Origin of the sequence: Stenotrophomonas sp. Y6 (assembly GCF_022436665.1) — a bacterium.
Lineage (GTDB): Bacteria > Pseudomonadota > Gammaproteobacteria > Xanthomonadales > Xanthomonadaceae > Stenotrophomonas > Stenotrophomonas acidaminiphila_A.
The window spans coordinates 70603-97136 of the sequence record NZ_JAKUKB010000012.1 but is presented as its reverse complement, the minus strand read 5'-3'; the positions used below and the strand labels follow the sequence as shown (position 1 = coordinate 97136).

Sequence of the window (26534 nt, the reverse complement as noted above, 5' to 3'; positions counted from 1 at the left end):
CGCCGCTGCCGGTGCCCGGATGCGCCGGCCGCTTCCAGCACGACGCCGGGGCCGGCCGCAGCGGCGCCGGCGTTTTCGTTCCAGGAATGCCTGCCCATGAGCCTTGACGAGTTCGCCCTGATCGAACGCATCGCGCGCCGCACCCGGGCGCGCGCCGACATCGTGCTGGGCATCGGCGACGACGCGGCGCTGCTGCAGCCGGCGTCGGGGCAGCAGCTGGCGGTCACCGCCGACACCCTCAATGCCGGCGTGCACTTCCCGGCCGAGAGCGCCCCGGCCGACATCGGCTGGAAGGCGCTGGCGACCAATCTGTCCGACCTGGCGGCGATGGGCGCCACGCCGGCCTGGTGCACGTTGTCGCTGTCCCTGCCGCAGGCCGAGGGCGGCTGGCTGGATGCCTTCGCCGACGGGCTGTTCGCACTGGCCGATGCCAGCGGCATCGCCGTGGTCGGCGGCGACACCACGCGCGGGCCGTTGTCGATCTCGATCACCGCGATCGGGCAGTTGCCGGCCGCGCAGGCACTGCGCCGCGACGGTGCGCGGGTGGGTGACGACATCTGGATCAGCGGCCACCCGGGCGAAGCCGCCGGCGCGCTGCGGCTGTGGCAGCAGGGCCGGCTGGACGTGCGCGTCGCCGCGGCCGACGCCGATTGCGAACGCCTGCGCCAGCGGCTGCAGCGGCCGATGCCACGGCTGCCGCTGGGGCTGGCGCTGCGTGGACTGGCGCATGCGGCGGCCGACGTCTCCGATGGGCTGCTCGCCGACCTCGGCCACATCGCCTCGCGCAGCGGCGTGGCCGCGGTGGTGCAGGCCGATGCGCTGCCGTTGTCGTCCGCCCTGTGCGACACGCTGGGGACCGATGTCGCGCGCGACTGCGCGCTGCGCGGCGGCGACGACTACGAACTGTGCTTCACCGCCGCGCCGGAACGGCGCCAGGCACTGCATGCGCTGTCATCGACGCTGGCGCTGCCGTTGACGCGCATCGGCGTGATCGCCGGGGGGCGCGGCGTCCGCTGCGAGGGCGATGCCGGCGGCGAGCGTGCCGCGGGCTATCGCCATTTCACGGCGTAGGTCGCCCGCCGCGCCGGCATGTGCGCGGCGGTGCCGCTCGGCGCGCACGGGTCGGGGTGTGCCGGGCGGGCAGGTGCCATGGCCCTGGATCAGCCACCCGCCTGAAACGTGCGGTACCTCATTCACTCGAACGCCTTGCAGGTGCAGGCGATGCTCCGGGCATCGACGCCGGCGGATGCCGCATCGGCCTGGACGCATAGGTCGGGATGCGCGCGCCAGCCCTGTGTTCCAGCTGGCGCGGATGGCCGCCTTGCCGCGCCGCACGCCGCTGGTTTCCGGGAGTAAATGGCGACCGCAGGGCGCGGTGAACACCGCTTCTTCGTGGACCCGCGCCGGCCAGGCGTCGACGTCGTGCGCGTTGCATGCCGCGGCCCGGCACGCGGCGGACTGCGCGGGGCGATGTCCAAGGTCCATTGTCCCGCGTGGTGGCGACGACGGGCCTACGCGGGGGGCAGTACCTTGCCCGGATTGAGGATGCCGTCCGGGTCCAGCGCCTGCTTGATCGCGCGCATCGCCGCCAGCGTGGCCGGGGTGAAGGCCTGCGCCATGAAGTCGCGCTTGGCCAGGCCGATGCCGTGCTCGCCGGACAGGGTGCCCCCCAGCCCGAGCGCCAGTGCGAATACCTCCGGCAGCGCGGCGTGCGCGCGCGCGTTCTCGCCGGGGTCATCGGGGTGGTAGAGGATGTTGACGTGCAGGTTGCCGTTGCCGGCATGGCCGAAGGTGACGATGGGCAGCGCGAAGCGCGCCGACAGCGCCTGCACCCCGGCCACCAGTTCGGGGATGCGCGAGACCGGCACCACCACGTCCTCGTTGATCTTGCCCGGCGCGATGCTCTTCAGCGCCGGCGACAATGCGCGCCGCGCCGCCCACAGCCGCTCGCGCGCGCTGCCGTCCATCGCCACGTCCAGCGCCAGCAGGCCCTCGCCCTCGGCCGCCTGGGCCAGCGCGTGCAGGCTGTTGGGCAGGGTGTCGTCATCGCCGTCGGCGTCGATCAGCAGCATCGCGCCGGCATCGGGCACCTGCGCACCGTTGCCGCGCAGCAGTTCCAGGCTGCGCGCGTCCATGAACTCCAGCGTGGTCGGGGTGGCCGGCTGTGCCATCACCCGCGACACCGCCGCCGCGGCGCTGGACGCGTCGCGGTAGAGCACGCGCAGCCCGGCCTGCGCGCGTGGCCGCGGCGCCAGCCTGAGCGTGGCTTCGACGATCAGCGCCAGCGTGCCCTCGCTGCCGACCAGCAGGTGGGTGAGGTCGTAGCCGGTGGCGTCCTTGGTCCACGGGCCGCCGCATTCGATCAGTTCGCCGGCGCCGGTCACCGCCACCAGCCCGAGCACGTTGTCGCGGGTGGTGCCGTACTTCACCGCGCGCGGCCCGCCGGCGTTGGTGGCGAGGTTGCCGCCGATGCTGCAGCTCTCGAAGCTGGACGGGTCCGGCGGCCAGAACAGGCCATGCGGCATCAGCGCCTGCTGCAGCTCGCCGTTGAGCACGCCTGGCTCGACCACCGCGCAGCGGTCGCCGGGGCGCAGCGCGAGGATGCGGTTCATGCGCGCGAACGACAGCACGATGCCGCCTGCGACCGGCACCGCGGCGCCGGTGGTGCCGGTGCCGGCGCCGCGCCCGACCAGCGGCACGCCGTGCGCGCGGCACGCCCGCACGATGGCCTGCACTTGGGCGCGGTCCTCCGGCAGCGCCACGCCCAGCGGCAGCGCGTGCCGCCAGGAATTGTCCTGCGCGTGCGCGGCCAGGGCGGCGGGGTCGGTGCGCCAGTGCGCGCCGAGCAGGTCGGAGAGCGTCTGGTCGAATGCGGCGGGCAGGGCGGTCATGGGGCGCGGGAACCGGCAGGGGAACGGGAGTGGATCAGGCGCCAGCCGAGTACCGCCAGCGCCAGCGGCAGCCACACCCAGCGCAGTTCGGACAGCACGGTCTGCAGGCCGCGTGCGCTGAAGAAGCCATTGGCGAAGGGCGAAACGCGGATCGGCCGCCACGGGGCGAACAGCCGCTCGTCGTTCCACGGCCACCCCAGCGCGACGCCGAGGCCGCCGGAAGTGAGCGCGTCGAGCAGCGGGTGCGACAGCGCGCAGGCGAAGACGAAGCCCGCCGCCTGCGCCGGCCCCGCGCGCAGCGGCCGGTGCAGGGCCAGCGCCAGAGCCGCCAGCACCGCGCAGAACAACACCGAATGGCTGGCGCCACGATGGCCGAAGGCATCGGCATAAGGGATATGCAGGGCAAACGCCAGCACGTCGGCGTCGGGCAGCACCGCGGCGGCGATGCCGACGCAGAGCAGCCGCGCGGAGATGTGGCCGCGCCGGCTGGCGCAGTACAGGGCCAGCGGCACGGCGGCATGGGTGAACACGCTGGGCATCAGCTGTCGTCGGCGCGGAAGGCGTCGCGCAGCCAGTGCAGCTGCGGCGGCTCGCCACTGGCTTCGACCACGTCGAAGCGGCACGGTGCCTGCGCGTGGGCGGGGTGCGCGCCCAGGTACAGCTGTGCGGCCAGCAGCAGGCGCCGGCGCTTGCCGGCATCCACCGAGGCGGCGCCGCCGCCGAACGCGCGGCTGCGGCGGTAGCGCACTTCCACGAAGACGATGCCGCCGGTGGCCGGGTCCGCCATCACCAGGTCGAGTTCGCCACCGCGGTAGCGGACGTTGCCGGCGAGCCAGCGCAGGCCGGCCTGCTCCAGGTGGCGGCGCGCGGCGGCTTCCACCGCGGCGCCGCGTGCGGCCTGGTCAGCGGCCATCACCGATCGGCACCGGCTGGCCGGCGCTGAAGGTGGACCACGCCGGGGTGCGCAGCACGTTGCCGAAGCCGTCCAGGTGCAGGGTGCCGGTGGCGCCGGCCAGGCCGCCCTGGGTGCTGTTGGCCAGCTTTTCCAGGTAGGCGGAGATCTTCCAGGCGTCGAAACCGAAAGCGAACAGGCGCGCGGCGGCACCACGCGCGGTCGGCAGGGTGGCGGCCAGCTCGCTGGCCGCGGGCAGGCCCGCCGCGCCACGCACCGTCCATGCCTCGCTCGGGAACGCGATGCCGTCCAGCGCCATGTCCTCCTCGGCCTTGCCGGTGCCCGACACCAGCTGCGAGGTGCCCACGCGGGTGGCGCCACCGATGCCGGCCAGCGCCAGCTGCGGTGCCAGCGCCCGTGCCTGCGGGCCCTTGACCGCCAGGAACACCGCGTCCACCGCGCCGGCCTGGCGCAGGCGCGCGCCGATGTCGCCGGGGGCGTCGCCGACGGTGAGGCTGGCGACAACCTTGCCGCCGCGCTCGGCAAAGCGCTCGCCGAAGGCGGCGGTGGCGCGGCGGCCGTTGTCGTCGTTGCTGCCGATCACCAGCACCTTGCCGCGCTCGCGCGCCAACAGGTATTCGGCGGCCATGATGCCGTCGTCCTCCGGTGCCAGCGAAAAACCGGCGCTGCCCGCGGGCGGGCTGTCCTTGCCACGGTTGAGCGCCAGCAGCGGCACCTGCAGCGGCTCGCGGCCGAACAGCGCGTCGACCTCGTCGCGGCCGAGCGGGCCGACCACGAAATCGGCGCCGCCGGCCACCGCCTTGTCGTAGGCGGCGATGGCGCCGGCCGGCGTGCCGCGGGTGTCGATGAAATCGACCTGCGGGCGGCGCCGGTACTCGCCGTAGTAACCGGCCAGCAGGCCATCGCGCACTGGCGCGGCGGCCGTGGCCAGGGTGCCGGACAGCGGCAGCAGCACCGCCATCTTCAACGGCGGGCGATAGCCGTCGGCGTCGGCCGGCGGGCGCTTGCTGGTATCCAGCTGCCACGCGGCATCGCGCTCGAACGGACGCGGCAGCGGCAGGCCGCGGCCGATCAGCGCGCGCCCTGCATGGTTGTAGAGCGGGTCGCCGGCCGCCAGCGCGGCGCTGCGGCTGGCCAGGGTGGCGTCGTCCAGCCCCGCCAGCAGGCGGGTGATGGCGCGCTGGTTGTCGGTACGCGCGGCACCGGCCAGCAGCACGCCGGCACGGGCGCGGGCAGCGGCCGCGGCGAAGGCGTCGCCATTGGCTTCCAGTGCCTGGCCGCGGGCCAGGTGCCAGCGCGCCTGCTGCGCCGCCGGCAACAGGTCGGGCTGCTGCGTGCCCAGCGCCTGCAGTGCGGCGGCCGGCTGCTTGTCGGCCAACGCCAGTTCCGCCCCCAGCAGGGCATGGCGCTGGCGGCTGGCGCCGCTCAGCTGGCGCGCCTGCACCTGCGGCAGCAGCATGCGCGCGCGCGCATCGTCGTTGGCCTCGTGCCAGGCGAAGGCGGCATCGGCCAGCAACTGTGCCTTTGCGGCGCCGCGGACCAGCGCGGCTTCGGCTTCCAGCTGCTGCGCGGCTTCGCGCGGTTTGCCCTGTTCGAGCAGGGCGATGGCGGCCTGCTGCCCCGGCGAGGTGGTCGGTGCCGGGCCGGTGGTGGCGCAAGCGGCCAACAGCAGCAGCGACAGGGACAGGGCGGTGATCCGTGCGGCGGGCTTGTTCATTCGGGGTCCGTTCAACGGCACGCGGCGGCGCCGGGTGGGTGACACGGTAGGATTCTACCCTTGCCCATGGAAAAGCCGATGATGCCCGCCGCCCCCGCCACCCTGTACGTTGTCGCCACCCCGATCGGCAACCTTGCCGACCTGAGTCCGCGCGCGCAGGAGGTACTGCGGTCGGTGGCCGCGATCTGCGCCGAGGACACGCGCCATACCGGTCAGCTGCTCTCGCACTTCGGCATCAGCCGGCCGCTGGTGGCGCTGCACGACCACAACGAGGAGGCGATGGCCGAGCGCGTGGTGGCGCGCCTGCTCGGCGGTGAATCGATGGCGGTGGTGAGCGACGCCGGTACCCCGCTGGTCAGCGACCCCGGCTTCCGCCTGGTGCGCGCGGCGCGTGCGGCCGGGGTGAAGGTCAGCCCGGTGCCCGGCGCCTGCGCGGCGATCGCCGCCTTGAGCGTGGCCGGCCTGCCCAGCGACCGGTTCGTGTTCGAGGGCTTCCTGCCGGCCAAGGCCGCGGCCCGGCGCGAACGCCTGCAGCGCCTGGCCGGTGAAACCGGCACCCTGGTGTTCTACGAATCCTCGCACCGCATCGCCGAATCGCTGGCCGACATGGCCGCCGCGTTCGGCGATGAACGCCCGGCGGTGGTCGCGCGCGAACTGACCAAGCTGTTCGAAACCGTGCTCGACGGCACCCTGGCGCAGCTGCGCGCGGCGGTCGACGCCGACGACAACCAGCGCAAGGGCGAGTTCGTGGTGATGGTGCAGGGCGCGGCCGACGACGAAGCGGCGAAGATCGCCGAAGGCCGCCGGCTGCATGCCCGGCTCAAGGAACACCTGCCGCCGTCCACCGCGGCCAAGCTCGCCGCCGAACTGAGCGGCGCGCCGCGCAAGCTGCTGTACGGCGGTTGATGCCGCGCCCTGGCACGGGCGCGGACATGGCCGGGCGCGGGTGGGGCGCCGCCTGCTGCCCGGGGCCGGGGCAGTCGCCGCGGCGACAGGCCGCGCATGCCGGGACCTGAAGTCTGTCCGGCGGACTTTCGCGGTAATGCCCGCAGCGCTGCCGCCAGCACGTACAATGCGCGCGGCGGAGTCGGCCGGACAGTCGCGTCGTTCCTTCGGGAACGCCGAGGAAAGTCCGGGCTCCACAGGGCAAGGTGCCAGGTAACGCCTGGGCGGCGCGAGCCGACGGAAAGTGCAACAGAAAGATACCGCCTACGTCTCCTTCGGGAGGCCGGTAAGGGTGAAATGGTGCGGTAAGAGCGCACCGCGAGTCCGGTAACGGACCGGCACGGCAAACCCCACCTGGAGCAAGACCAAATAGGGACCTAATGGCGTGGCCCGCGTCGGGTCCGGGTAGGTTGCTCGAGCGTCACGGTGACGTGGCGCCTAGAAGAATGACTGTCCACGACAGAACCCGGCTTACAGGCCGGCTCCGCCGCTTTTCCCGCCTGCTGGCGGGAAAAGCCCCACAGTTTTGTACCGCGGAGGCGGTACAAAACTGTGGGCCCCGGGCCCTTTGCCCTCCACAACCCCGCGCCTGTCGGCGCGCCCCCTTTACTAAAGGGGGCTGTGGCTCCGGTTGCATGGCTTTGCTCGCTTCGCATCGCGTCTGGCAGGCGTAGGAGCGGTCTGATCCTTGCGCTGGTCGTGGTGTGGAGCCGCTGCTGCGGTTGCATGGCTTTGCTCGCTTCGCATCGCGTTCGGCCGGCGTAGAAGCGGGCTGATCCTTGTGCTGGTCGTGGTCTGGAGCTGCTGCTCCGGTGGCATGGCTTTGCTCGCTTCGCGTCGCGTCGGGCAGGCGTAGGGGCGGGCTGGTCCTTGCGCTGGTCGTGGTCTGGAGTCGCTGCGCCGGTGGCATGGCTTTGCTCGCTTCGCGTCGCGTCTGGCAGGTGTAGAAGCGGGCTGGTCCTTGCGCTGGTCGTGGTGTGGAGCTGCTGCTCCGGTGGCATGGCTTCGCTCGCTTCGCGTGGCGTCGGGCAGGTGTTGAAGCGGCCTGATTCTTGCGCTGGTCATGATGGGGGCGTTGCTTCGAAGGCATGGCTTGCCCGCGTCGCAGCGGGGCGGGTGCGTGGGGCGATACGCGTGCGGCGGTGTGGTCAGGGCGTGATATCCAGCCGGCTGTGGCCCAGGAACACGCCTTGCGGGCCGAAGCGGCGTTCGGCGATGTAGCCGTGGCCGTCGTGGTCGATCGCGATCACGGTGCTGGCGCGGGTGCCGTAGTCCTGGCCGCGGATGAAGGCGGCCGACAGCTGGCGCTCCAGCGGCAGGGCGATGCCGGTCGCCGGCAGTTCGGCGTCGTCCGGGCGCCATTCGTCGGCGAGCGCGGCCCACAGGTCGTCCAGCGGCGGGTCGTCCCGTCCCAGCCAGTCCCCCAGCGCGGCCGCCAGGCGCCGGGTTTTCGGCCACGGCGCGTCGAGCGCGCCGTTGGACATGCCGTGCACGCCCGGTGCCAGGGTCTGCCGTGCCGGCGGGTGGTTGCCCAGGTAGTGGCAGCCGTCGGCGTCGGCCAGCAGCAGGTTGAACGGCGCGTAGTCGCCGGCCTGGGCCGCCAGCCGCTCGACCTGCCCGGCCGCGGAGGGGCCGGCGCCGGCCAGATAGTCGGCCACCAGGGCGCCGCGCGATGGTCCGCCGCTGGCGGCGCCGGGGTCGCGCACATTGGTGATCACCGCAACGCGGCCGTTGCCGCCGATGCCCATCCAGGTGCCGCCCGAGCGCAGGTCGCGGCCGGCGACCACGTCCTCGTGCGGCGCCGGCCAGCGCGCCAGTGCCGCGCTTGGGCGGGTGTGGAACTCGTCGCGGTTGCCTGCCATGAACAGGCGCCAGCGGGGGTGGGAATTCCAGGCGAGCGCGACCAGGCACATGGCGCCAGTGTGCCTGCCTGCGCGGGTCGCGGCCACGGCGCGCTGAATGGTGGGGCTGCCCGGGCGGCGTTTTCACGCGGCTTCCACACGACTGAATTTCCTTGAAATCTCAAAATTTGAGACGAAACAGCAACTTGTGGATAAAGTTTGAACAAGTCTCTAAAGATCGGCGCAAGCCCTTGATGCGAATGACGATTTTGCCCGCTAAAAGTTGTTGACAAGCCTTCGCCCGCTGCTAAGGTGGTCATCCGAGGGAAAACCGGGTTTTTTGTGGTTTTCCGTGGTTCAATGACCGCCCAGGCGACATCAGGCACTGAAGGTAGAGACGGCGTGTTTCAAGGCGAGACGGCCATCACGGTTGACGACAAGGGACGCATGGCGGTGCCCACCGCCTACCGCGACCTGGTCGCGCGTGCCAGCGGCAACCGCCTGGTGCTGACCTACAACCCGTTCGAAGCCGGGTGCCTGTGGCTGTACGCCGAGCAGGAGTGGGAGCGGGTGCGCGACGACGTGATGGCCAAGCCCAACACCCAGCGCGTGGTGCGCACCCTGCAGCAGAAACTTGTCGGCTCGGCCGCCCATCTGGAACTGGATGGCAATGGCCGCATCAGCCTGCCGTCGAGCCACCGCAACGCGGTCGGCATCGAGAAGAAGGCGGTGCTGATGGGCATGGGCGACAAGTTCGAACTATGGAGCGAGCAAGCGCATCGCGCACTGATCCAGCAGACGTTGTCTGACGAGGATCTGGGCGATGGGCTGCTCGATCTGAAGTTGTGAGCCGGGGTGCCCGGGTGCGCGGTCAAGCGCAGGCCGGTCACCCTCCGGTGTCGCAGCCGCCGGCGGCTCACCTGCCGGTGCTGTACACCCAGGTCCTGCAGGGCCTGAGGGTGATCGAGGACGGTACCTATCTGGACGGCACGTTCGGCCGTGGCGGCCACGCCGGCGGCGTGCTGCGCCAGCTCGGCGCGCATGGCCGCCTGCTGGTGATGGACAAGGATCCGGAAGCCATCGCCGTGGCCGAGCGCGATTTCGCGCCGGACCCGCGCGTGGCGATCCATCGCGGCAGCTTCGCCGACCTGCTGGGCTGGAGCGAGACCGCTGCCGGCCTAGATGGCGTGCTGTTCGACCTGGGCGTGTCCTCGCCGCAGCTGGACGTGGCCGAGCGCGGTTTCAGTTTCGGCAAGGACGGTCCGCTGGACATGCGCATGGACCCGGACGCGGGCGAAAGCGCGGCGCAGTGGCTCAACCGCGCCGAGGAGCGCGAGATCGCCGACGTGCTGTGGACCTATGGCGAGGAGCGGCAGAGCCGCCGCATCGCCCGCGCCATCGTCCAGTACCGCAGCGCCAGGCAGCCGTTCGCGCGCACCGCCGAACTGGCCGAGCTGATCGCGTCGGTGATGCCGCGCGGCAAGGACAAGATCCACCCGGCCACGCGCAGCTTCCAGGCCATCCGCATCCACATCAACCGCGAGCTGGCCGACCTGGAGGCCGGGCTGGACGCGGCGCTGGCGCGGCTCAAGCCCGGTGGCCGGCTGGCGGTGATCAGCTTCCATTCGCTGGAAGACCGCATCGTCAAGCAGTTCATGAACCGCCACGCCAAGGCGCCGCCGAGCAACCGCCGGCTGCCGGAAGTGCAGGCGTTCGTGCCGACCCTGGACCTGGTCGGTGGCGCCATCAAGGCCGCGGACGACGAGCTGGCGGCCAATCCGCGCGCGCGCAGCGCGGTGCTGCGGGTGGCGGAAAAGCGCGCGCCGGCCACCGCCGGAGGCACCGCATGAGCCGGCTGCTGCTGGTGGTGCTGCTGGCCTGCACGATCGCCTCGGCGATCGGCGTGGTGTTCATGCGCCACCGCCATCGCCAGCTGTTCGTGGAGCTGTCGCGGCTGGAGCACGCGCGCGACGAACTCAATATCGAATTCGGCCGCCTGCAGCTGGAGCAGGCCACCCTGGCCCAGGCCACCCGCGTGGACCAGGAGGCGCGCGGGCGCCTGGGCATGAAGTTCCCGGAAGCCGGTGACATCGTGGTGGTGCGGCCATGAGCACGCGCCAGGACACCCGTTGCGCATGGCGACGCCGCCCGCAGGGTGGCGCGGGGCTGGTTTGTGCCCCTGCAAAACCGGCATTCCCGCCATCCATGGCGGCCAGGGGTGCGCGATGAACGCCCCCCGCCGCAACCGCAACCGCAGCCAGTTCAACCTGCGCAGCCGCATGCTGATGGTCGGCGCGGGCCTGGGCCTGTGTGCGGTGACCCTGGTCGGCCGCGCCGCTTACGTGCAGCTGGTCAACAGCGATTTCTACCAGCGCCAGGGCGAAGCGCGTTACCTGCGCGAAGTGCCCATCGCCACCTCGCGCGGCATGATCACCGACCGAAATGGCGAGCCGGTGGCGGTGTCCACCCCGGTCGCCTCGATCTGGGTCAACCCGCAGGAGCTGCTGCGCGCGCCCGGGCGCATCCCCGAGCTGGCGCAGGCGCTGTCGCTGCCGGTGGACGAGCTGACCGCCAAGCTCACGCAGAAGGCCGACAAGGAGTTCATGTACCTGCGCCGGCGCATGAACCCGGACGTGGCCGAGCAGATCGTCGCGCTGAAGATTCCCGGCGTGTTCGCGCAGCGCGAGTTCCGCCGCTATTACCCGCAGGGCGAGGCGATGGCCCACGTGCTGGGCTTCACCAACATCGACGACCACGGCCAGGAAGGGCTGGAGCTGGCGTTCGACGAATGGCTGCGCGGCAAGCCCGGCGCCAAGAAGGTGATCCGCGACCGCAAGGGCGCGATCGTGGAGAGCATCGACCTGGTGCGCGCCGCCGAGCCCGGCAAGGACCTGACCCTCAGCATCGACCGGCGCATCCAGTTCCTGGCCATGCGCGAGCTGCGCAACGCGGTCACCGCCAATGAAGCCGCCGGCGGTTCCATCGTGATCATGGACGTGGCCACCGGCGAGATCCTGGCCATGGCCAACCTGCCGACCTACAACCCGAACTCGGTCAGCGGGGCGACCCCGGATGCGCGCCGCAACCGCGCCGTGACCGATCTGGTCGAGCCGGGTTCGACGATGAAGCCGCTGACCATCGCCACCGCGCTGCAGCACCGCGTGGTCACCCCGGACACCATCATCGACACCAACCCCGGCTACCTGTCGCTGGGGCGCTATACGATCCGCGACGTGCCGCGCAACAACGGCGTGCTCAACGTCACCGGGGTGATCACCCGCAGCTCCAACATCGGCGCGGCCAAGATCGTGGCGCGGCTGCCGGACCAGACCTTCTACGACGCGGTGCGCGCCTTCGGTTACGGCGTGGCGCCGCACAGCGGCTTCCCGGGCGAATCGGCCGGCGTGGTGCCGTCGCCGGGCAGCCCGGGCTGGTACGGCACCACCAAGACCACCATGTCCTACGGCTACGGCCTGTCGGTGACGCCGCTGCAGATCGCGCAGGCCTACTCGGCGCTGGCCAACGGCGGCCGCGTGATCCAGCCGACCTTCGTCAAGGGCCAGCACAACGAAGCGCGCCAGGTGATCGAACCGGCGGTCGCGCAGGAAGTGGTGCGGATGATGGAGACGGTGGTGACCCAGGGCGGTGCTAAGCAGGCGGCGATCCTGGGTTACCACGTTGCCGGCAAGACCGGTACCGCGCGCAAGAACGGCCCCAACGGCTACGAACGCGGCCACTACAACCTGCTGTTCGCCGGCGTGGTGCCGGCCACCAACCCGCGCTTCGCCGCGGTGATCGTGGTCAACGACCCGCGCGGCAGGCTGCAGTACGGCGGCCTGGTGTCCGCGCCGGTGTTCCACCACGTGATGGAGGGCACCCTGCGGCTGATGGACGTGCCGCCGGACGACATCCAGTCGTGGCTGGCGGCACAGGCCGCGGGCAAGGTCGGTGGCAACCCGCTCCACAACCCGGCGATGCTGCCGGTGCCGCAGGACCCGGCCGAGCCCAACATCGACGCCGAGTTCAACGCCGCCATTCCCACCGCCACCGCGCCGCAGCCGGCCACGCCGGAGGTGCGCCAGTGAGCCGCACGATGCCGCTTTCGCAGCTGCTGCCCGACCTGGCCCTGGCCCGTGATCCGCAGATCGGCGGGCTGGTGCTGGACTCGCGCCAGGTGCGCCCCGGCGATGCCTTCGTCGCCATCGCCGGTTTCGGCGCGCATGGGCTGGGCTTCGTCGAGCAGGCCCGGGCCGCCGGCGCCAGCGCCATCCTGTTCGACCCGCCGGCGCCGGCGGAACTGCCGGCACCGGCCGATGCCATCGCCGTGCCCGGCCTGCGCCGGCGCATGGGCGCGATGGCCGACCAGTTCCACGGCCACCCGTCGCGCGCGATGACCATGGTCGGCGTGACCGGCACCAACGGCAAGACCTCGACCGTGCAGCTGCTGTCGCAGGCCTGGCACCTGCTGGGCATCCGCAGCGGCAGCATCGGCACGCTCGGCGTCGGCCTGTACGGCGACGTGGTGCCGACTGGCTTCACCACGCCGCTGGTGCTGCAGATGCATGAAGTACTGGCGCGGCTGCGCGACCAGGGCGCGCAGGCGGTGGCGATGGAAGTCAGCTCGCATGCGCTGGACCAGGGCCGCGTCGATGCCGTGCATTACGACGTGGCGGTGTTCACCAATCTCACCCGCGACCATCTGGACTACCACGGCGACATGGCCAGCTACGGCGCGGCCAAGGCGCGGCTGTTCCACCGCGACGGGCTGAAGGCGGCGGTCATCAACCTGGATGACGCGTTCGGCCGCGAACTGGTCGGCACGCTCGCCAGTGGCGTGCGCGCCATCGGCGTGAGCTCGACCGGGCAGGCCGGCGCCACGGTCCGTGCCGAGGCCCTGGTGCTGGACGGGCAGGGCATCGGCTTCGACCTGGTGATCGGCGGCGAGCGCCACCCGCTGCGCTCGCCGCTGCTGGGCCGCTTCAACGTCGACAACCTGCTGGCGGTGGCCGGCGCGCTGCACGCGCTGGGCCAGCCGGCGGCGACCATCGCCGGCGTGCTCGGCCGGCTGCAGCCGATCCGCGGCCGCATGAACCGCCTCGGCGGGCAGGGCGAGCCGACCGTGGTCATCGATTACGCGCACACCCCAGATGCGCTGGAGCAGGCGCTGCGCAGCCTGCACGGCCACCTCGACGGCCGCCTGCTGTGCGTGTTCGGCTGCGGTGGCGAGCGCGATACCGGCAAGCGTCCGCAAATGGCGGCCATCGCCCAGGCCCATGCCGACGTGGTGTTCGTCACCGACGACAACCCGCGCGGCGAGGATGGCGACGGCATCGTCGCCGACATCATGGCCGGCTTCGCCGCGCACGCCGAAGCGGCGCGCCGGCCCACCGAAATACACGTACAGCGCGACCGTGCGCGCGCCATCGGCGCGGCCATCGCCCAGGCCGGCCCCGGCGACATCGTGCTGGTCGCCGGCAAGGGGCACGAGCCCTACCAGGAGATCGCAGGCATCAAGCATCCATTCGACGACACCGACGTCGCCTCGCGCGCGCTGGCCAACCGCCGCCAGGGCGTGCGCGCCACGCACGGCTCCAACGACGGCCAGACCGCGGGAGGTGCCCGATGAAGCGCACCCCGTTGTCGCTGATCGCGCACTGGGCCGGCGGCGAACTGCATGGCGAGGATGCGAGCATCGACGCCATCGGCAACGACAGCCGCACGCTGGCGCCGGGCAGCCTGTACCTGGCCCTGCGCGGCGAGCGCTTCGACGGCCATGATTTCGCCGCCAGCGCCGTGGACAACGGCGCCAGCGCACTGCTGGTCGAGCGCCTGCTGCCGCTGGACGTGCCGCAGGTGGTGGTCGCCGACGCCGAACGCGCGCTGGCCCGGATCGCCACCGCGATGCAGCGCGACCGCGGCACCCGCGTGTTCGCCATCACCGGCAGCAACGGCAAGACCAGCGTCAAGACCCTGCTGCTGGCCATCCTGCAGCACGTGGCGATGGTCGAGGGCCGCCAGGTCTACGCCACCCCGGGCAACCGCAACAACGAGATCGGCATGCCGCTGGCGGTGATCGACGCGCCGGAAGACGCCGATTTCGCGATCTACGAGATGGGCACCGGCAAGCCGGGCGACATCGCCTACCTGACCGCTATCGCCGCGCCGGACGTGGCACTGGTCAACAACGTCGCGCCCGCGCACCTGGAGCGCATGGGCAGCCTGCTGGAGATCGCCAACACCAAGGCGGCGGTCTACGACGACCTGCGCGAAGGCGGGGTGGCCGTGGTCAACGCCGACGACGCGTTCGCACCGTTCTTCGCCGAGCGTGCCGGCGCCCATCGCGTGCTCCGCTTCGGCCTGGAGGCCAGCGCCGACGTCACCGCCAGCGCCATCGTGCTGGCCGAAGCCGGTTCGCGTTTCCGCCTGCACGCGCCGCAGGGCGAGGCCGAGGTGGCGCTGCAGCTGCCGGGCCGGCACAACGTGCTCAATGCGCTGGCCGCCGCATCGCTGGCGCTGGCCGCCGGCATCGCCCTGCCGCGGGTGGCCGAGGGCCTGGCGCAGGCGCGCCCGGTGGCTGGCCGCCAGGTCGCGCATGTGCTGCCCGGCGGCGCGGTGCTGGTCGACGACAGCTACAACGCCAACCCGGGCTCGCTGGCCGCGGCGATCGCCGCGCTGGCCGCCGGCAAGGAAGACGCCTGGCTGGTGCTGGGCGACATGCGCGAGCTCGGCCCCGATGCCGAGGCGCTGCATGCGCAGGCCGGCCGCCGCGCGCGCGAAGCCGGGCTCAAGCGGCTGTATGCGCTGGGGCCGCTGAGCGCCGCCGCCGCCGCCGCGTTCGGCGAGGGCGGGCGCCATTTCGACAGCCACGCCGCGCTCGCCGCGGCGCTGGAAACCGACCTTCATGCTGGCGTGCGGTGCCTGGTCAAGGGCTCGCGCGGCAGCGCCATGGACAAGATCGTGACCGCGCTGCTCAAGCGTGGCGAGGACACACCGCATGTTGCTTGAACTGGCCCGTTGGCTGCAGCAGCTGGACGACCTGTTCCGGTTGTTCAACTACCTCACCTTCCGCGGCATCCTCGCCGCGCTGACCGCGCTCGGCCTGTCGCTGTGGCTGGGGCCGGCGGCGATCCGCCGCCTGGCGCAGCTCAAGGGCGGGCAGCCGATCCGCAAGGACGGCCCGCAGTCGCACTTCTCCAAGGCCGGTACCCCGACCATGGGCGGCGGCCTGATCCTGCTGTCGGTGCTGCTGTCGGTGCTGCTGTGGGGCGACCTGCGCAACCGCTACGTGTGGCTGGTGATGGCGGTGATGCTGTGTTTCGGCGCCATCGGCTGGTACGACGACTGGATCAAGATCGCCAGGCGCGACCCCAACGGCCTGAAGTCGCGCTGGAAATACCTGCTGCAGTCGATCTTCGGCCTCGGCGCCGGCCTGTTCCTGTTCCATACCGCCGACGTGCCGGCGGCGCTGACCCTGTACATCCCGATGTTCAAGGCCATCGCGCTGCCGCTGGCCGGTATCAGCTTCGTCGCCATCGCCTACTTCTGGATCGTCGGCTTCTCCAACGCGGTCAACCTGACCGACGGCCTGGACGGGCTGGCGATCATGCCGACCGTGCTGGTCGCCTGCGCGCTGGGCGTGTTCGCCTACGCCTCGGGCAACGCGGTGTTCTCCAGCTACCTGCAGATCCCGCAGATCCCCGGGGCGGGCGAGCTGGTCATCATCTGCGCGGCGATCGCCGGCGCCGGGCTCGGTTTCCTGTGGTTCAACACCTACCCGGCCATGGTGTTCATGGGTGACGTCGGCGCGCTGGCGCTGGGCGCGGTGCTGGGCACCATCGCGGTGATCGTGCGCCAGGAGCTGGTGCTGGTGGTGATGGGTGGCGTGTTCGTGATCGAGACGCTGTCGGTGATGATCCAGGTGGCCAGCTTCAAGCTGACCGGCAAGCGCGTGTTCCGGATGGCGCCGATCCACCACCACTTCGAACTCAAGGGCTGGCCCGAGCCGCGGGTGATCGTGCGCTTCTGGATCATCTCGGTGGTGCTGGTGCTGATCGGCCTGGCGACGCTGAAGGTGCGCTGATGGACGATACCGCGCGCCAGGCAACCCGGCTCGAAGCGATCGGCGGCCACTACGACAAGTGGCTGCTGGGCGCGGCCGTGGCGCTGGCGTCGCTGGGCATCGTGATGGTCGCCTCCAGCTCCATCGCGCTCACCCAGAGCCCGTTCTACTACCTGACCCGGCACCTGGTGTTCATCGGCATCGGCGTGGCGCTGGCGGCGGTGGCGATGCGGGTCGAGCTGCGCGACGTCGAGAAGTACAACCACCTGCTGCTGCTGGGCTGCTTCGCGCTGCTGGTGGTGGTGTTCGTGCCCGGCCTGGGCAGCACCGTCAACGGCGCGCGCCGCTGGATCAACCTGGGCGTGTCCAAGTTCCAGACGGTCGAGGCGGTCAAGGTGCTGTACATCATCTGGCTGTCCAGCTACCTGGTGCGCTTCCGCGACGAGGTCAACGCCACCTGGCAGGCGATGCTCAAGCCGGTGGGCGTGGTCGGCGTGCTGGTGGTGCTGCTGTTGCTGCAGCCGGACTTCGGTTCGTCGATGCTGCTGCTGGGCATCACCACCTGCATGCTGGTGCTGGGCGGCGCGCAGCTCAAGCGCATCGTGCTGCCGGTGCTGCTGATGCTGCCGGCGCTGGTGCTGCTGGTGATCTTCGAGCCGTACCGCATGCGCCGCGTGACCTCGTTCATGGACCCGTGGGAAGACCAGCTGGGTTCGGGCTACCAGCTGTCCAACGCGCTGATGGCGATCGGCCGCGGCGAATGGACCGGGGTGGGCCTGGGCGCGTCCATCCAGAAGCTCAACTACCTGCCCGAGTCGCATACCGACTTCATCTTCTCGGTGATCGCCGAGGAGCTGGGCTTCGCCGGCGTGTGCACGATCATCGCGCTGTACGCGCTGCTGGTCGGCCGTGCGTTCTGGCTGGGCATGCGCTGCATCGAGATGCGCCGCCACTTCTCCGGCTACATCGCCTTCGGCGTGGGCCTGTGGATCGGCCTGCAGACCTTCGTGTCGATCGGCGTGAACCTGGGCATGCTGCCGACCAAGGGCCTGACCCTGCCGCTGATCTCCTCCGGCGGTTCCAGCGTGATGATGACCTGCGTGGCGGTCGGCGTGCTGCTGCGCGTGTCGTGGGAATACAACCGCGCGGTGCGCCGCCAGGAAGTGCGCGATGACGCCGACGTGGCCGACGTGCCGGCGGACGCCGCCGCGCAGCCGGCCGAGCCGGCCACTGCCAGCGCGATCGCCGCGGCCATGCAGGCCGGTGCCGCGCGCGGCACCAGCCGCATGCAGCAGCGGGTCGAACCGACCTTCGGGAGGATCGCGTGATGACGCAACCCTCGCAGCATCCTTCGCAGCCGCAGGCGGCGACGCCAGCGCAAGGCACCCCGCGGCCGGTGCTGATCATGGCCGGTGGCACCGGCGGGCACATCTTCCCGGGGCTGGCCGTGGCGCGGGTGCTGCGCGGGCGTGGCATCCCGGTGACCTGGCTCGGCGCCGAGGGCGCGATGGAAACCCGGCTGGTGCCGCAGCACGGCATCGCCATCGACACGCTGGCGATCTCCGGCCTGCGCGGCAAGGGCAAGCTGGCGCTGCTGGCGGCGCCGCTGCGGGTGCTGCGCGCGATCCGCGCCGCCGGCTTCATCCTGCGCGAGCGCAACCCGCGCGCGGTGGTGGCGTTCGGCGGCTTCGCCTCCGGGCCCGGCGGCATGGCGGCGCGCCTGCACGGGCTGCCGTTGCTGGTGCACGAACAGAACCGCGCGCCGGGCATGACCAACCGCATCCTGTCGCGCTTCGCGCGGCGCCTGCTGACCGGCTTCCCCGGCAGCTTCGCCAGCGGCGAAGAGGTCGTCGGCAACCCGGTGCGCGCCGAGATCGCCGCGCTGCCGGCGCCGGAGCAGCGCCTGGCCGGCCGCAGCGGCCCGATGCGGGTGCTGGTGCTGGGCGGCAGCCAGGGGGCGCGCGCGCTCAACAACGCGGTGCCCAAAGCGCTGGCCGCGTTGGCCGGCAGCGTCGCCATCGAGGTCTGGCACCAGTGCGGCGAAAAGCTGCTCGACGAGGCGCGCCGGTCCTACCGCGATGCCGGCGTCGACGGCCGCGTCGATGCCTTCATCCAGGACATGGCCGCGGCCTATGCCTGGGCCGACCTGGTGGTGTGCCGTTCCGGCGCGTCGACCCTGGCCGAACTGTGCGCGGTGGGCGTCGGCAGCGTGCTGGTGCCGTTCGCCGCGGCGGTCGACGACCACCAGACCCGCAACGCCGAATACCTGGTCGAGCGCGGCGCCGCCGAACTGCTGAAGCAGGACGACGCGCTGGCCACCCACCTGGAGGGCGTGCTGCGCGCGCTCGCCGCCACTCCCGCCCGACGCATGCAGATGGCCCAGGCCGCGCGCGCGCTGGCCAAGGCCGATGCGGCCGAACGCATCGCCGACATCATCCTCGAGGAAGCAGCATGAACACGGCACCGCGCACCCGCGCCCGCCTCGCCGGAGGCCGCGCATGATCCGCCGCCTCCACGACACCACCGACCTGGTCCGGGCGTTCCCGCGGGTGCATTTCGTCGGCATCGGCGGCACCGGCATGAGCGGCATCGCCGAGGTGATGCTGACCCTGGGCTATGAAGTCTCCGGCTCGGACAATGCCGACAACGCCGCCACCCGCCGCCTGGCACGGCTGGGCGCGCGGGTGATGCGCGGACACTCCGCCGCCAACGTGCTCGGCACCGACTGCGTGGTGGTCTCCAGTGCCATCCGCGAAGACAACCCGGAACTGATGGAGGCGCGCAGCCAGCGCATCCCGATCATGCCGCGCGCGGCGATGCTGGCCGAGCTGATGCGCTTCCGCCGCGGCATCGCCGTGGCCGGCACCCACGGCAAGACCACCACCACCTCGCTGACCGCCGCGGTGCTCAGTGAAGGCGGGCTGGACCCGACCTTCGTGATCGGCGGGCAGCTGCTGGCCGCCGGCGCCAACGCCAAGCTCGGCGGCGGGCAATGGCTGGTGGCCGAAGCCGACGAGAGCGACGGCAGCTTCCTGCGGCTGAATCCGCTGGTGGCGGTGATCACCAACATCGACGCCGACCACCTGGAGAACTACGGCAACGACTTCGCCCGGGTGCAGGCGGCGTTCGCCGAGTTCCTGCAGCGGCTGCCGTTCTACGGGCTGGCGGTGCTGTGCATCGACGATCCGGAAGTGGCCGCGCTGGCCACGCAGACCCCGCGCCACGTCATGACCTACGGCATGAGCGGCAACGCCGACGTGCGCGCCGAGGACGTGGAGCAGGATGGCGCGCGCATGCGCTTCACCCTGCGCCTGCCCGAAGGCAGCAGCGTGCCGGTGACGCTGGCATTGCCGGGCCGCCACAACGTGCTCAACGCGCTGGCCGCCGCCGCCATCGGCTGGCAGCTGGGCGTGGCGCCGGAAACGATCGCCGCCGCGCTGGAGAAGTTCGAGGGCGTGGGCCGCCGCTTCAACGACCTGGGCGTGGTCACCACCGCCAAGGGCGCCCGGGTGCGGTTGATCGACGACTACGGCCACCACCCGCGCGAGCTGGCCGCGGTGTTCGCCGCCGCCCGTGGTGGCTGGCCCGCGCAGCGGCTGGTGGTGGCGTTCCAGCCGCACCGCTACAGCCGTACCCGCGACCAGTTCGACGCGTTCGCCGCGGTGCTGTCGGAAGTCGATGCGCTGGTGCTGAGCGAGGTCTACCCGGCCGGCGAGGCGCCGATCCCGGGTGCCGATTCGAAGTCGCTGGCCCGCGCCATCCGCGCCCGCGGCCGCAGCGAGCCGGTGGTGGTCGGGCATGCGCACGACCTGGTGTCGGTGCTGCCGGACGTGCTGCGCGACGGCGACCTGCTGCTGATGATGGGCGCCGGCGACATCGGCCACGTCGCCCAGCAGATCGCCAGCGGCGGTTTCCAGGAGGCGCGGGACGAATGAAGCCCTGCCTGCTTCCGCTGATGCGCACCCCGCTCGTGGCCGGCAACGGCCGCGGCGCGGTGCCGTCGCGCGGAACCGCCAGGACCGGCGGGGGGCGCGCATGAGCGCGTTGCTGCGCATCCTCGCCTGGCTGCTGGCCATCGCCCTGGTGGCGTTGCCGGTGGTCGCGGTGCTCAACGGCTGGGTCGGCGCCGAGCGCTGGCCGTTGACCCGGCTGCGCGTGCACGGCGAGTTCAAGCGCGTGCCCGGCGAGGAGCTGCGCAAGGCGCTGCTGCCGTATGCCCGCGCCGGCTACTTCGCGGTCAAGCTGCAGGATGCGCAGCACGCGGTGGAGCGGCTGCCCTGGGTGGAGAGCGCGCAGGTGCGCAAGCAGTGGCCCGACGTGCTCGAGGTGAGCGTGGTCGAACACAAGCCGTTCGCGCGCTGGGGCAAGGACCGGCTGCTGTCCGAACAGGGGCGGCTGTTCGCCACCCCGCACGGGCTGGAAAACGCGCCGTTGCCCGAGCTCGATGGCCCGGACAGCAAGACCGCCGAGGTGGTCGAGCTCTACAACGACTCGCGCGCGCTGTTCGCACCGGTGGGCATCGACGTGCGGCGGGTGGCGATGGACGCGCGCGGCAGCTGGTCGCTGGCGCTGGACAACGGCACCGAAGTCATCGTCGGCCGCGACGATGCGCGCTCGCGGCTGGGCCGCTTCGTGCGCGTGCTGCCCCAGTTCACCCGCACCCAGGTGCCGATCGTGCGCGCCGACCTCCGCTACACCAACGGTTTCACGCTGAGCTGGGGAACTCCGCCGCCGGCAGCAAAGCAGACGCAGGACAGGACATGAATCGCAAGGGTGACAAATCACTGATCGTCGGCCTCGACATCGGCACCTCCAAGGTGGTGGCGCTGGTGGGCGAGTATTCGCCGGGCAGCCCGATCGAGGTGATCGGCATCGGTTCGCATGAATCGCGCGGGCTCAAGCGCGGCGTGGTGGTCGACATCGAATCGACGGTGCAGTCGATCCAGCGCGCGATCGAGGAGGCCGAACTGATGGCCGGCTGCGAGATCCGCTCGGTCTACGCGTCGATCTCCGGCAACCACGTGCAGTGCCGCAATTCGCAGGGCATCACCCCGATCCGCGAGGGCGAGGTGACCTGGGGCGACCTGGACCGGGTGCTGGAGGCGGCCAAGGCGGTGGCGATCCCGGCCGACCAGAAGATCCTGCATGCGATCCCGCGCGAATACGTGCTGGACGACTCGCAGGAAGGCATCCGCAACCCGGTCGGCATGACCGGCGTGCGCCTGGAGGTGCACGCGCACCTGGTGGTCTGCGCGCAGTCGGCCGCGGCCAACATCAGCAAGTGCGTGCAGCGCTGCGGCCTGCAGGTGGACGACCTGGTGCTGTCCTCGCTGGCCTCCAGCGTGGCGGTGCTGACCGCCGACGAGCGCGAGCTCGGCGTGGTGATGGTGGACATCGGCGCCGGCACCACCGACATCGCGGTGTTCGTGCAGGGCGCGATCTGCCACACCGCCTCGCTGCCGATCGCCGGCGACCACGTCACCAACGACATCGCGCACATGCTGCGCACGCCGACCCCGGAAGCCGAGCAGATCAAGGTGCGCTACGCCTGCGCGCTGGCGCAGCTGGCCACCGCCGAGGAGAGCATCCAGGTGCCGTCGGTCGGCGACCGCCCGCCGCGGCGCATGCCGCGCGCCTCGCTGGCGCAGGCGGTGCAGGGCCGTTACGAGGAGATCTTCGAGATGGTGCAGGCCGAACTGCGCCGCTCGGGCTTCGAGGAAATGGTGCGCGCCGGCATGGTGCTCACCGGCGGCGCCTCGAAGATGGAAGGGGTGGTCGAACTGGCCGAGGAAATGCTGCAGATGCCGGTGCGCGTGGGCATCCCGCAGCACGTCACCGGGCTGGGCGAGGTGGTCGGCAACCCGGTGCACGCCACCGGCGTGGGCCTGCTGCTGATGGGCAGCCAGATCGAACACCCGCGGCGTCCGTCGCTGCCCACCGGGCGCGCCGGCACGCTGTTCAACAAATTGAAGAACTGGTTCCGCGGCGAGTTCTGACGCGGAACGGGCGGTAACGCCGGCCGCTGGCCGGTGATTGAAGCAGGGCGGTACCCCGTAGTGGCGCAGGCCACGCGGGATTCCAACGACAACTGCCGCAATGGCGGCGCGGTGACCAAGGGCAGGACGCCTGCGGGGCCACGCCAACGGAAGCGGTTATAACGAGGACATGGACATGGCACATTTCGAACTGATCGAGAAGATGGCACCCAATGCGGTGATCAAGGTGGTGGGCGTGGGCGGTGGCGGCGGCAACGCCGTGGCGCACATGGTCAACTCCAGCGTGGACGGCGTCGAGTTCATCACCGCCAACACCGATTCGCAGGCGATCAAGAACTGCGGCGCCAAGCTGCAGCTGCAGCTCGGCACCAACGTCACCAAGGGTCTTGGCGCCGGCGCCAATCCGGAAGTCGGCCGCCAGGCCGCGCTGGAAGACCGCGAGCGCATCATGGACGCGCTGCAGGGCGCGGACATGGTGTTCATCACCGCCGGCATGGGCGGCGGCACCGGCACCGGCGCCGCGCCGGTGGTGGCGCAGCTGGCCAAGGAGATGGGCATTCTGACCGTGGCCGTGGTCACCAAGCCGTTCCCGTTCGAGGGCCGCCGCCGCATGCAGGTCGCGCTCAAGGGCATCGAGGAACTGAGCCAGCACGTCGATTCGCTGATCACCATCCCCAACGAGAAGCTGATCACCGTGCTCGGCCGCAACGCCACCATGGTGCAGGCCTTCCGCGCCGCCAACGACGTGCTGCAGGGCGCGGTGCAGGGCATCGCCGACCTGATCGTGCGCCCGGGCCTGATCAACGTCGACTTCGCCGACGTGCGCACCGTGATGTCGGAAATGGGCCTGGCGATGATGGGCACCGGCACCGCCCGCGGCGACGACCGCGCCCAGGCCGCCGCCGAGGCCGCCATCCAGAACCCGTTGCTGGACGACGTGAACCTGGCCGGCGCCAACGGCATCCTGGTCAACATCACCGCCGGCCCGGACTTCACCATGAGCGAGTTCGACGAGATCGGCCGCACCATCGACGGCTTCGCCTCGGAAGACGCCACCGTGGTGGTCGGCACCGTGCTCGACCCGGACATGCAGGACGAAGTGCGGGTGACCGTGGTCGCCACCGGCCTGAACCGCGCCGTGGCCAAGAGCGCGCAGCGCCCGGGCGAGCGTGCGCCGATCAAGCTGGTGCGCAATGCCACCACCGGCCAGGCCGAGTTCGGCGGCGACTACGAAAGCCCGGCCGATGCCGTGGCCAAGGCCGTGGGCAGCTCGCTGGGCATGGGCCTGCGCCGCCCGAGTTCGGACACCGTGGCCGCGTCGGCCCCGGCGGCCGCACCGGCCGCGGCGGAACTGCCGAGCGACTACCTGGACATCCCGGCGTTCCTCCGCCGCCAGGCCGACTGACCGGCCGGTCGCCAGCGCCGGGCGTCCCCGATGGGACGCCTGCGGCGGGCGGCATGACCGGCAGGCGGTGAGTTGTCGTGGACGCCGGGGTTGTCCTCCCCGGTGGCAGCATCCATGTCCGTTGCTGCCGGGCCAGGATCGGCCCGGCGGCAGCTTCGCCTCCCCGGAGGAGGCGTGCCGGCCACGCGCCAGGGACGGATGTTGATGCGTGTTATTCTTGTTTGGTTATGGCCGCGCTCCGGGCGGTCCCTCCAGAACGTACCCCGATGATCCAGCAGCGCACCCTCAAGAACACGATCCGCGCCACCGGCGTCGGCCTGCACAGCGGCGACAAGGTCTACATGACCCTGCGTCCGGCACCGGTCGACCATGGCATCGTGTTCCGCCGCGTGGACCTGGACCCGGTGGTGGAAGTGCCGGCGCGCGCGGACCTGGTCACCGAAGTGACCCTGTGCACCGGCCTGACCTGCGAAGGCGCCAAGATCCAGACCGTCGAGCACCTGATGTCGGCCATGGCCGGGCTGGGCGTGGACAATGCCATCGTCGAGCTGTCCTCGGCCGAGCTGCCGATCATGGACGGTTCCTCGGGCCCGTTCGTGTTCCTGCTGCAGTCGGCCGGCATCGTCGAGCAGGCGGCGCCCAAGCGCTTCCTGCGCATCCTCAAGACCGTGGAAGTGCGCGACGGCGACAAGATCGCCCGCTTCGAACCGCACGAGGGCTACCGGCTGGGCTTCACCATCCAGTTCGACCACCCGATGATCCCGGCACGGCAGTCGCGGGTGGAGATCGACTTCTCCACCGCCGCCTACATCAAGGAAATCTCCCGCGCGCGCACCTTCGGCTTCATGCGCGACCTGGAGTACATGCGCGAGCGCAACCTGGGGCTGGGCGGCTCGATGGACAACGCCATCGTGCTGGACGAGTTCCGCGTGCTCAACGACGACGGCCTGCGCTATGCCGACGAGTTCGTGCGCCACAAGATCCTCGATGCGGTCGGTGACCTGTACCTGGCCGGGGGGCCGGTGCTGGGCGCCTACGAAGGCTACAAATCCGGCCACGCGCTCAACAACAAGCTGGTCCGTGCCCTGCTGGCCGATGCCAGTGCGTGGGAGTGGGCGTGCTTCGATTCGCCGGCCGCCGCCGACCCGATCGTGTACGAGGCGTTGGCCTACGCCTGAATGGGTGGCACGCCGACAGGCGTGGACAAAATGTGAATCCAGGCGCCGTTTCGGCCTGAATTTAACCATTAATTAACAAAACACTAACGCCTCCACTGCAAGTCGCGGCTAGGATTCCTGCCGGCTTGGTGCGGGGGTTCTTCGGGATGCCCGCCTGCGGTGGAGGAACGCCACCCGCATTCAGGAACGGGTGCCCTTCACATCCGCCAGACAAGCCAGGGCGTCGCGCAGGCCTTTGTGCGTGGCGGCCGTTACTGCGTGAGTACTGCGCTGGTCGTTTCGCACCGGGGAGGGTGCAGGCGCGGTGGCAGTCTTGACGGTCACCCGGGTGGCCTTCAGCCCGATGGATCGGGCCGCGTCGAGCAACTGGTTTTCGGCAAGCCTCACCTTGGCGTGCCAGACCGGCGATTCGACGAGAAAAACGAGGTGTTCGCCGTCCACATTGGCCAGCCGGCAACGGTTGCCCAGCGCAGGCGGCAGATGGGGGCGCAACTGCCGGTCCAGCGCATCGAGCCACAGGGCTCGCCGCAACGGGTTCCCGGTTTTGTCCGCCATCACCGCTTCCAGCGCCTGCTTGGGCGCGCTGCGGGAACGAACGCTGGATTTCGGCTCAGACATAAGAATTCTTCGATGGCATTCAAAAAGATCGTAATCAAAACACGGGGGCAGCAGGCAAAAACGCCGTTGGCGCGCCTGCAGGTGTTTTTCGAGGATAGGCCAAAGGCCCTGCTGGGCAGCGTGATGGGCCTGGGTTGCCTGGTCGGCGTGGGCCTTACCCTGGGCGTCGGCGCGGCCGGTGACGCGGCGTTGCGCGCGCAGGTCGAACGCCAGGAGCGCGAACTTGCCAAGGTGCAGGCCGACGCGCAGACCCAGGTCAACGCGCTGGCGGCGCGGCTGGGCGAGCTGCAGGCCCAGGCCACGCGCCTGAACGCGCTGGGCGAGCGCCTGACCCAGATGGGCAAGCTCGAGGACGGTGAGTTCGATTTCAACGAGACGCCCGGCCTGGGTGACGGCGATGCCGGCCCGGCGCAGGATATCCCGCTGAGCGCGGTCAACAGCGACTTACAGGTGCTGGAGCAGCGCTTTGCTGCTTCAGGCAGGCAGTTGTCGGTGCTCGAATCGCTGTTGTTCGACCACCAGCTGGAGCAGAACGCGGTGCCTTCGCGCATGCCGATCCGCAACAGCTACGTGACCTCCGGCTTCGGCACCCGTGCCGATCCGTTCGGCCGCGGTGCCGCCACCCACAAGGGCATGGACTTCCACGCCCGCGTCGGCGACCCGGTGACCGCGGTGGCCGAGGGCGTGGTCAGCTTCTCCGGGGTCAAGGGCGGCTACGGCAACGTGGTCGAGGTCGACCACGGCAATGGCTACAAGACCCTGTACGCGCACAATTCGCGGCTGAGCGTGCGCGAGGGCGATCTGGTCCGGGTCGGGCAGGAAGTGGCCAAGGCCGGCTCCACCGGGCGTTCCACCGGCGCGCACGTGCACTTCGAGGTGTGGCAGGACGGGCGCGTGGTCAACCCGCGCAAGTTCCTGGGCGACGGCAGCACCACCCCGGTGGGCCGCGTCCGGCGTGGCTGAGGGGCGCC

The 26534-nt window shown here is 71.2% G+C and carries 23 protein-coding genes and 1 other RNA gene; 18 read left to right on the top strand and 6 right to left on the bottom strand.

The window, feature by feature from the left end; genetic code table 11:
- Positions 1-96: 96 nt before the first annotated feature.
- On the top strand, positions 97-1071 hold the full coding sequence (thiL, locus tag MKP15_RS15030) for a thiamine-phosphate kinase (protein ID WP_240213257.1): 975 nt from the start codon (positions 97-99) through the stop codon (positions 1069-1071).
- A gap of 440 nt (positions 1072-1511) precedes the next feature.
- Here thiL and MKP15_RS15025 read toward each other — a convergent pair whose 3' ends face one another.
- From MKP15_RS15025 to MKP15_RS15010, 4 genes are read right to left on the bottom strand one after another with little or no spacing between them, the layout of a single operon-like run.
- Positions 1512-2891, bottom strand: a complete 1380-nt coding sequence (locus tag MKP15_RS15025) for an FAD-linked oxidase C-terminal domain-containing protein (protein WP_104939610.1) — start codon at positions 2889-2891, stop codon at positions 1512-1514.
- A complete protein-coding gene (locus MKP15_RS15020; RefSeq protein ID WP_240213256.1) occupies positions 2888-3430 on the bottom strand; it encodes a metal-dependent hydrolase in 543 nt (180 codons plus the stop codon). Before MKP15_RS15020 ends, MKP15_RS15025 begins: the two co-directional genes overlap by 4 nt.
- A complete protein-coding gene (locus tag MKP15_RS15015) occupies positions 3430-3804 on the bottom strand; it encodes a YraN family protein (RefSeq protein WP_104939608.1) in 375 nt (124 codons plus the stop codon). Before MKP15_RS15015 ends, MKP15_RS15020 begins: the two co-directional genes overlap by 1 nt.
- On the bottom strand, positions 3794-5521 hold the full coding sequence (locus tag MKP15_RS15010) for a penicillin-binding protein activator (RefSeq protein WP_240213255.1): 1728 nt from the start codon (positions 5519-5521) through the stop codon (positions 3794-3796). Before MKP15_RS15010 ends, MKP15_RS15015 begins: the two co-directional genes overlap by 11 nt.
- 81 nt (positions 5522-5602) lie before the next feature.
- Between MKP15_RS15010 and rsmI the strand changes: the two genes are divergently transcribed.
- Positions 5603-6427 (top strand): 16S rRNA (cytidine(1402)-2'-O)-methyltransferase, encoded by an 825-nt coding sequence (gene rsmI, locus MKP15_RS15005; protein ID WP_104940271.1) that lies wholly within the window; start codon positions 5603-5605, stop codon positions 6425-6427.
- 177 nt (positions 6428-6604) lie between these two features.
- An RNA gene (rnpB, locus tag MKP15_RS15000) (RNase P RNA component class A) lies at positions 6605-6956 on the top strand.
- Positions 6957-7614: 658 nt separating this feature from the next.
- On the opposite strand, the gene MKP15_RS14995 is transcribed toward rnpB, so the two are convergent.
- Positions 7615-8379 carry an NRDE family protein gene (locus tag MKP15_RS14995; RefSeq protein ID WP_240213254.1) on the bottom strand — a complete coding sequence of 255 codons (765 nt, stop codon included), beginning with the start codon at positions 8377-8379 and terminating at the stop codon, positions 7615-7617.
- A gap of 288 nt (positions 8380-8667) precedes the next feature.
- On the opposite strand from MKP15_RS14995, the gene mraZ reads away from it, so the two are divergent.
- The 14 genes from mraZ (at position 8668) to lpxC (ending at position 24945) form a co-directional block, all read left to right on the top strand.
- Entirely contained in the window at positions 8668-9156 is a 489-nt protein-coding gene (gene mraZ, locus MKP15_RS14990; RefSeq protein WP_104939605.1) for a division/cell wall cluster transcriptional repressor MraZ, read from the top strand.
- Between the two features lie 14 nt (positions 9157-9170).
- Positions 9171-10157, top strand: coding sequence for a 16S rRNA (cytosine(1402)-N(4))-methyltransferase RsmH (gene rsmH / locus MKP15_RS14985; RefSeq protein ID WP_240213288.1), 987 nt, complete (start codon positions 9171-9173; stop codon positions 10155-10157).
- Positions 10154-10417, top strand: coding sequence for a cell division protein FtsL (gene ftsL, locus MKP15_RS14980; RefSeq protein WP_054667605.1), 264 nt, complete (start codon positions 10154-10156; stop codon positions 10415-10417). Before rsmH ends, ftsL begins: the two co-directional genes overlap by 4 nt.
- Positions 10418-10532: 115 nt before the next feature.
- Positions 10533-12392, top strand: a complete 1860-nt coding sequence (locus tag MKP15_RS14975) for a penicillin-binding protein 2 (protein ID WP_104939603.1) — start codon at positions 10533-10535, stop codon at positions 12390-12392.
- The gene (locus MKP15_RS14970) at positions 12389-13933 is read left to right on the top strand and encodes a UDP-N-acetylmuramoyl-L-alanyl-D-glutamate--2,6-diaminopimelate ligase (protein ID WP_161613798.1); all 1545 of its coding nucleotides are present in this window, start codon (positions 12389-12391) and stop codon (positions 13931-13933) included. Before MKP15_RS14975 ends, MKP15_RS14970 begins: the two co-directional genes overlap by 4 nt.
- A complete protein-coding gene (gene murF, locus MKP15_RS14965; RefSeq protein WP_240213253.1) occupies positions 13930-15312 on the top strand; it encodes a UDP-N-acetylmuramoyl-tripeptide--D-alanyl-D-alanine ligase in 1383 nt (460 codons plus the stop codon). Before MKP15_RS14970 ends, murF begins: the two co-directional genes overlap by 4 nt.
- Entirely contained in the window at positions 15302-16387 is a 1086-nt protein-coding gene (mraY, locus tag MKP15_RS14960; protein ID WP_104939600.1) for a phospho-N-acetylmuramoyl-pentapeptide-transferase, read from the top strand. The genes murF and mraY overlap by 11 nt, the downstream gene beginning before the upstream one ends.
- The gene (gene ftsW, locus MKP15_RS14955; protein WP_104939599.1) at positions 16387-17694 is read left to right on the top strand and encodes a putative lipid II flippase FtsW; all 1308 of its coding nucleotides are present in this window, start codon (positions 16387-16389) and stop codon (positions 17692-17694) included. Before mraY ends, ftsW begins: the two co-directional genes overlap by 1 nt.
- Complete coding sequence (murG, locus tag MKP15_RS14950; RefSeq protein ID WP_275692595.1) at positions 17694-18821, top strand: undecaprenyldiphospho-muramoylpentapeptide beta-N-acetylglucosaminyltransferase; 1128 nt, start codon at positions 17694-17696, stop codon at positions 18819-18821. Before ftsW ends, murG begins: the two co-directional genes overlap by 1 nt.
- A 43-nt stretch (positions 18822-18864) precedes the next feature.
- Positions 18865-20301 carry a UDP-N-acetylmuramate--L-alanine ligase gene (gene murC / locus MKP15_RS14945; protein ID WP_240213252.1) on the top strand — a complete coding sequence of 479 codons (1437 nt, stop codon included), beginning with the start codon at positions 18865-18867 and terminating at the stop codon, positions 20299-20301.
- 100 nt (positions 20302-20401) lie between these two features.
- Positions 20402-21130 carry a cell division protein FtsQ/DivIB gene (locus MKP15_RS14940; RefSeq protein WP_104939596.1) on the top strand — a complete coding sequence of 243 codons (729 nt, stop codon included), beginning with the start codon at positions 20402-20404 and terminating at the stop codon, positions 21128-21130.
- Positions 21127-22362, top strand: coding sequence for a cell division protein FtsA (ftsA, locus tag MKP15_RS14935; RefSeq protein WP_054667596.1), 1236 nt, complete (start codon positions 21127-21129; stop codon positions 22360-22362). The genes MKP15_RS14940 and ftsA overlap by 4 nt, the downstream gene beginning before the upstream one ends.
- A 175-nt stretch (positions 22363-22537) precedes the next feature.
- Positions 22538-23767: a cell division protein FtsZ gene (gene ftsZ, locus MKP15_RS14930; RefSeq protein ID WP_104939595.1), complete on the top strand. Its 1230-nt coding sequence runs from the start codon at positions 22538-22540 to the stop codon at positions 23765-23767.
- A gap of 266 nt (positions 23768-24033) precedes the next feature.
- On the top strand, positions 24034-24945 hold the full coding sequence (gene lpxC, locus MKP15_RS14925; RefSeq protein WP_240213251.1) for a UDP-3-O-acyl-N-acetylglucosamine deacetylase: 912 nt from the start codon (positions 24034-24036) through the stop codon (positions 24943-24945).
- A gap of 180 nt (positions 24946-25125) precedes the next feature.
- Here lpxC and MKP15_RS14920 read toward each other — a convergent pair whose 3' ends face one another.
- Positions 25126-25563, bottom strand: coding sequence for a DciA family protein (locus MKP15_RS14920; protein ID WP_104939594.1), 438 nt, complete (start codon positions 25561-25563; stop codon positions 25126-25128).
- A 12-nt stretch (positions 25564-25575) separates the two neighbouring features.
- Between MKP15_RS14920 and MKP15_RS14915 the strand changes: the two genes are divergently transcribed.
- Positions 25576-26526, top strand: a complete 951-nt coding sequence (locus tag MKP15_RS14915; RefSeq protein ID WP_104939593.1) for a M23 family metallopeptidase — start codon at positions 25576-25578, stop codon at positions 26524-26526.
- Positions 26527-26534 lie beyond the last annotated feature (8 nt).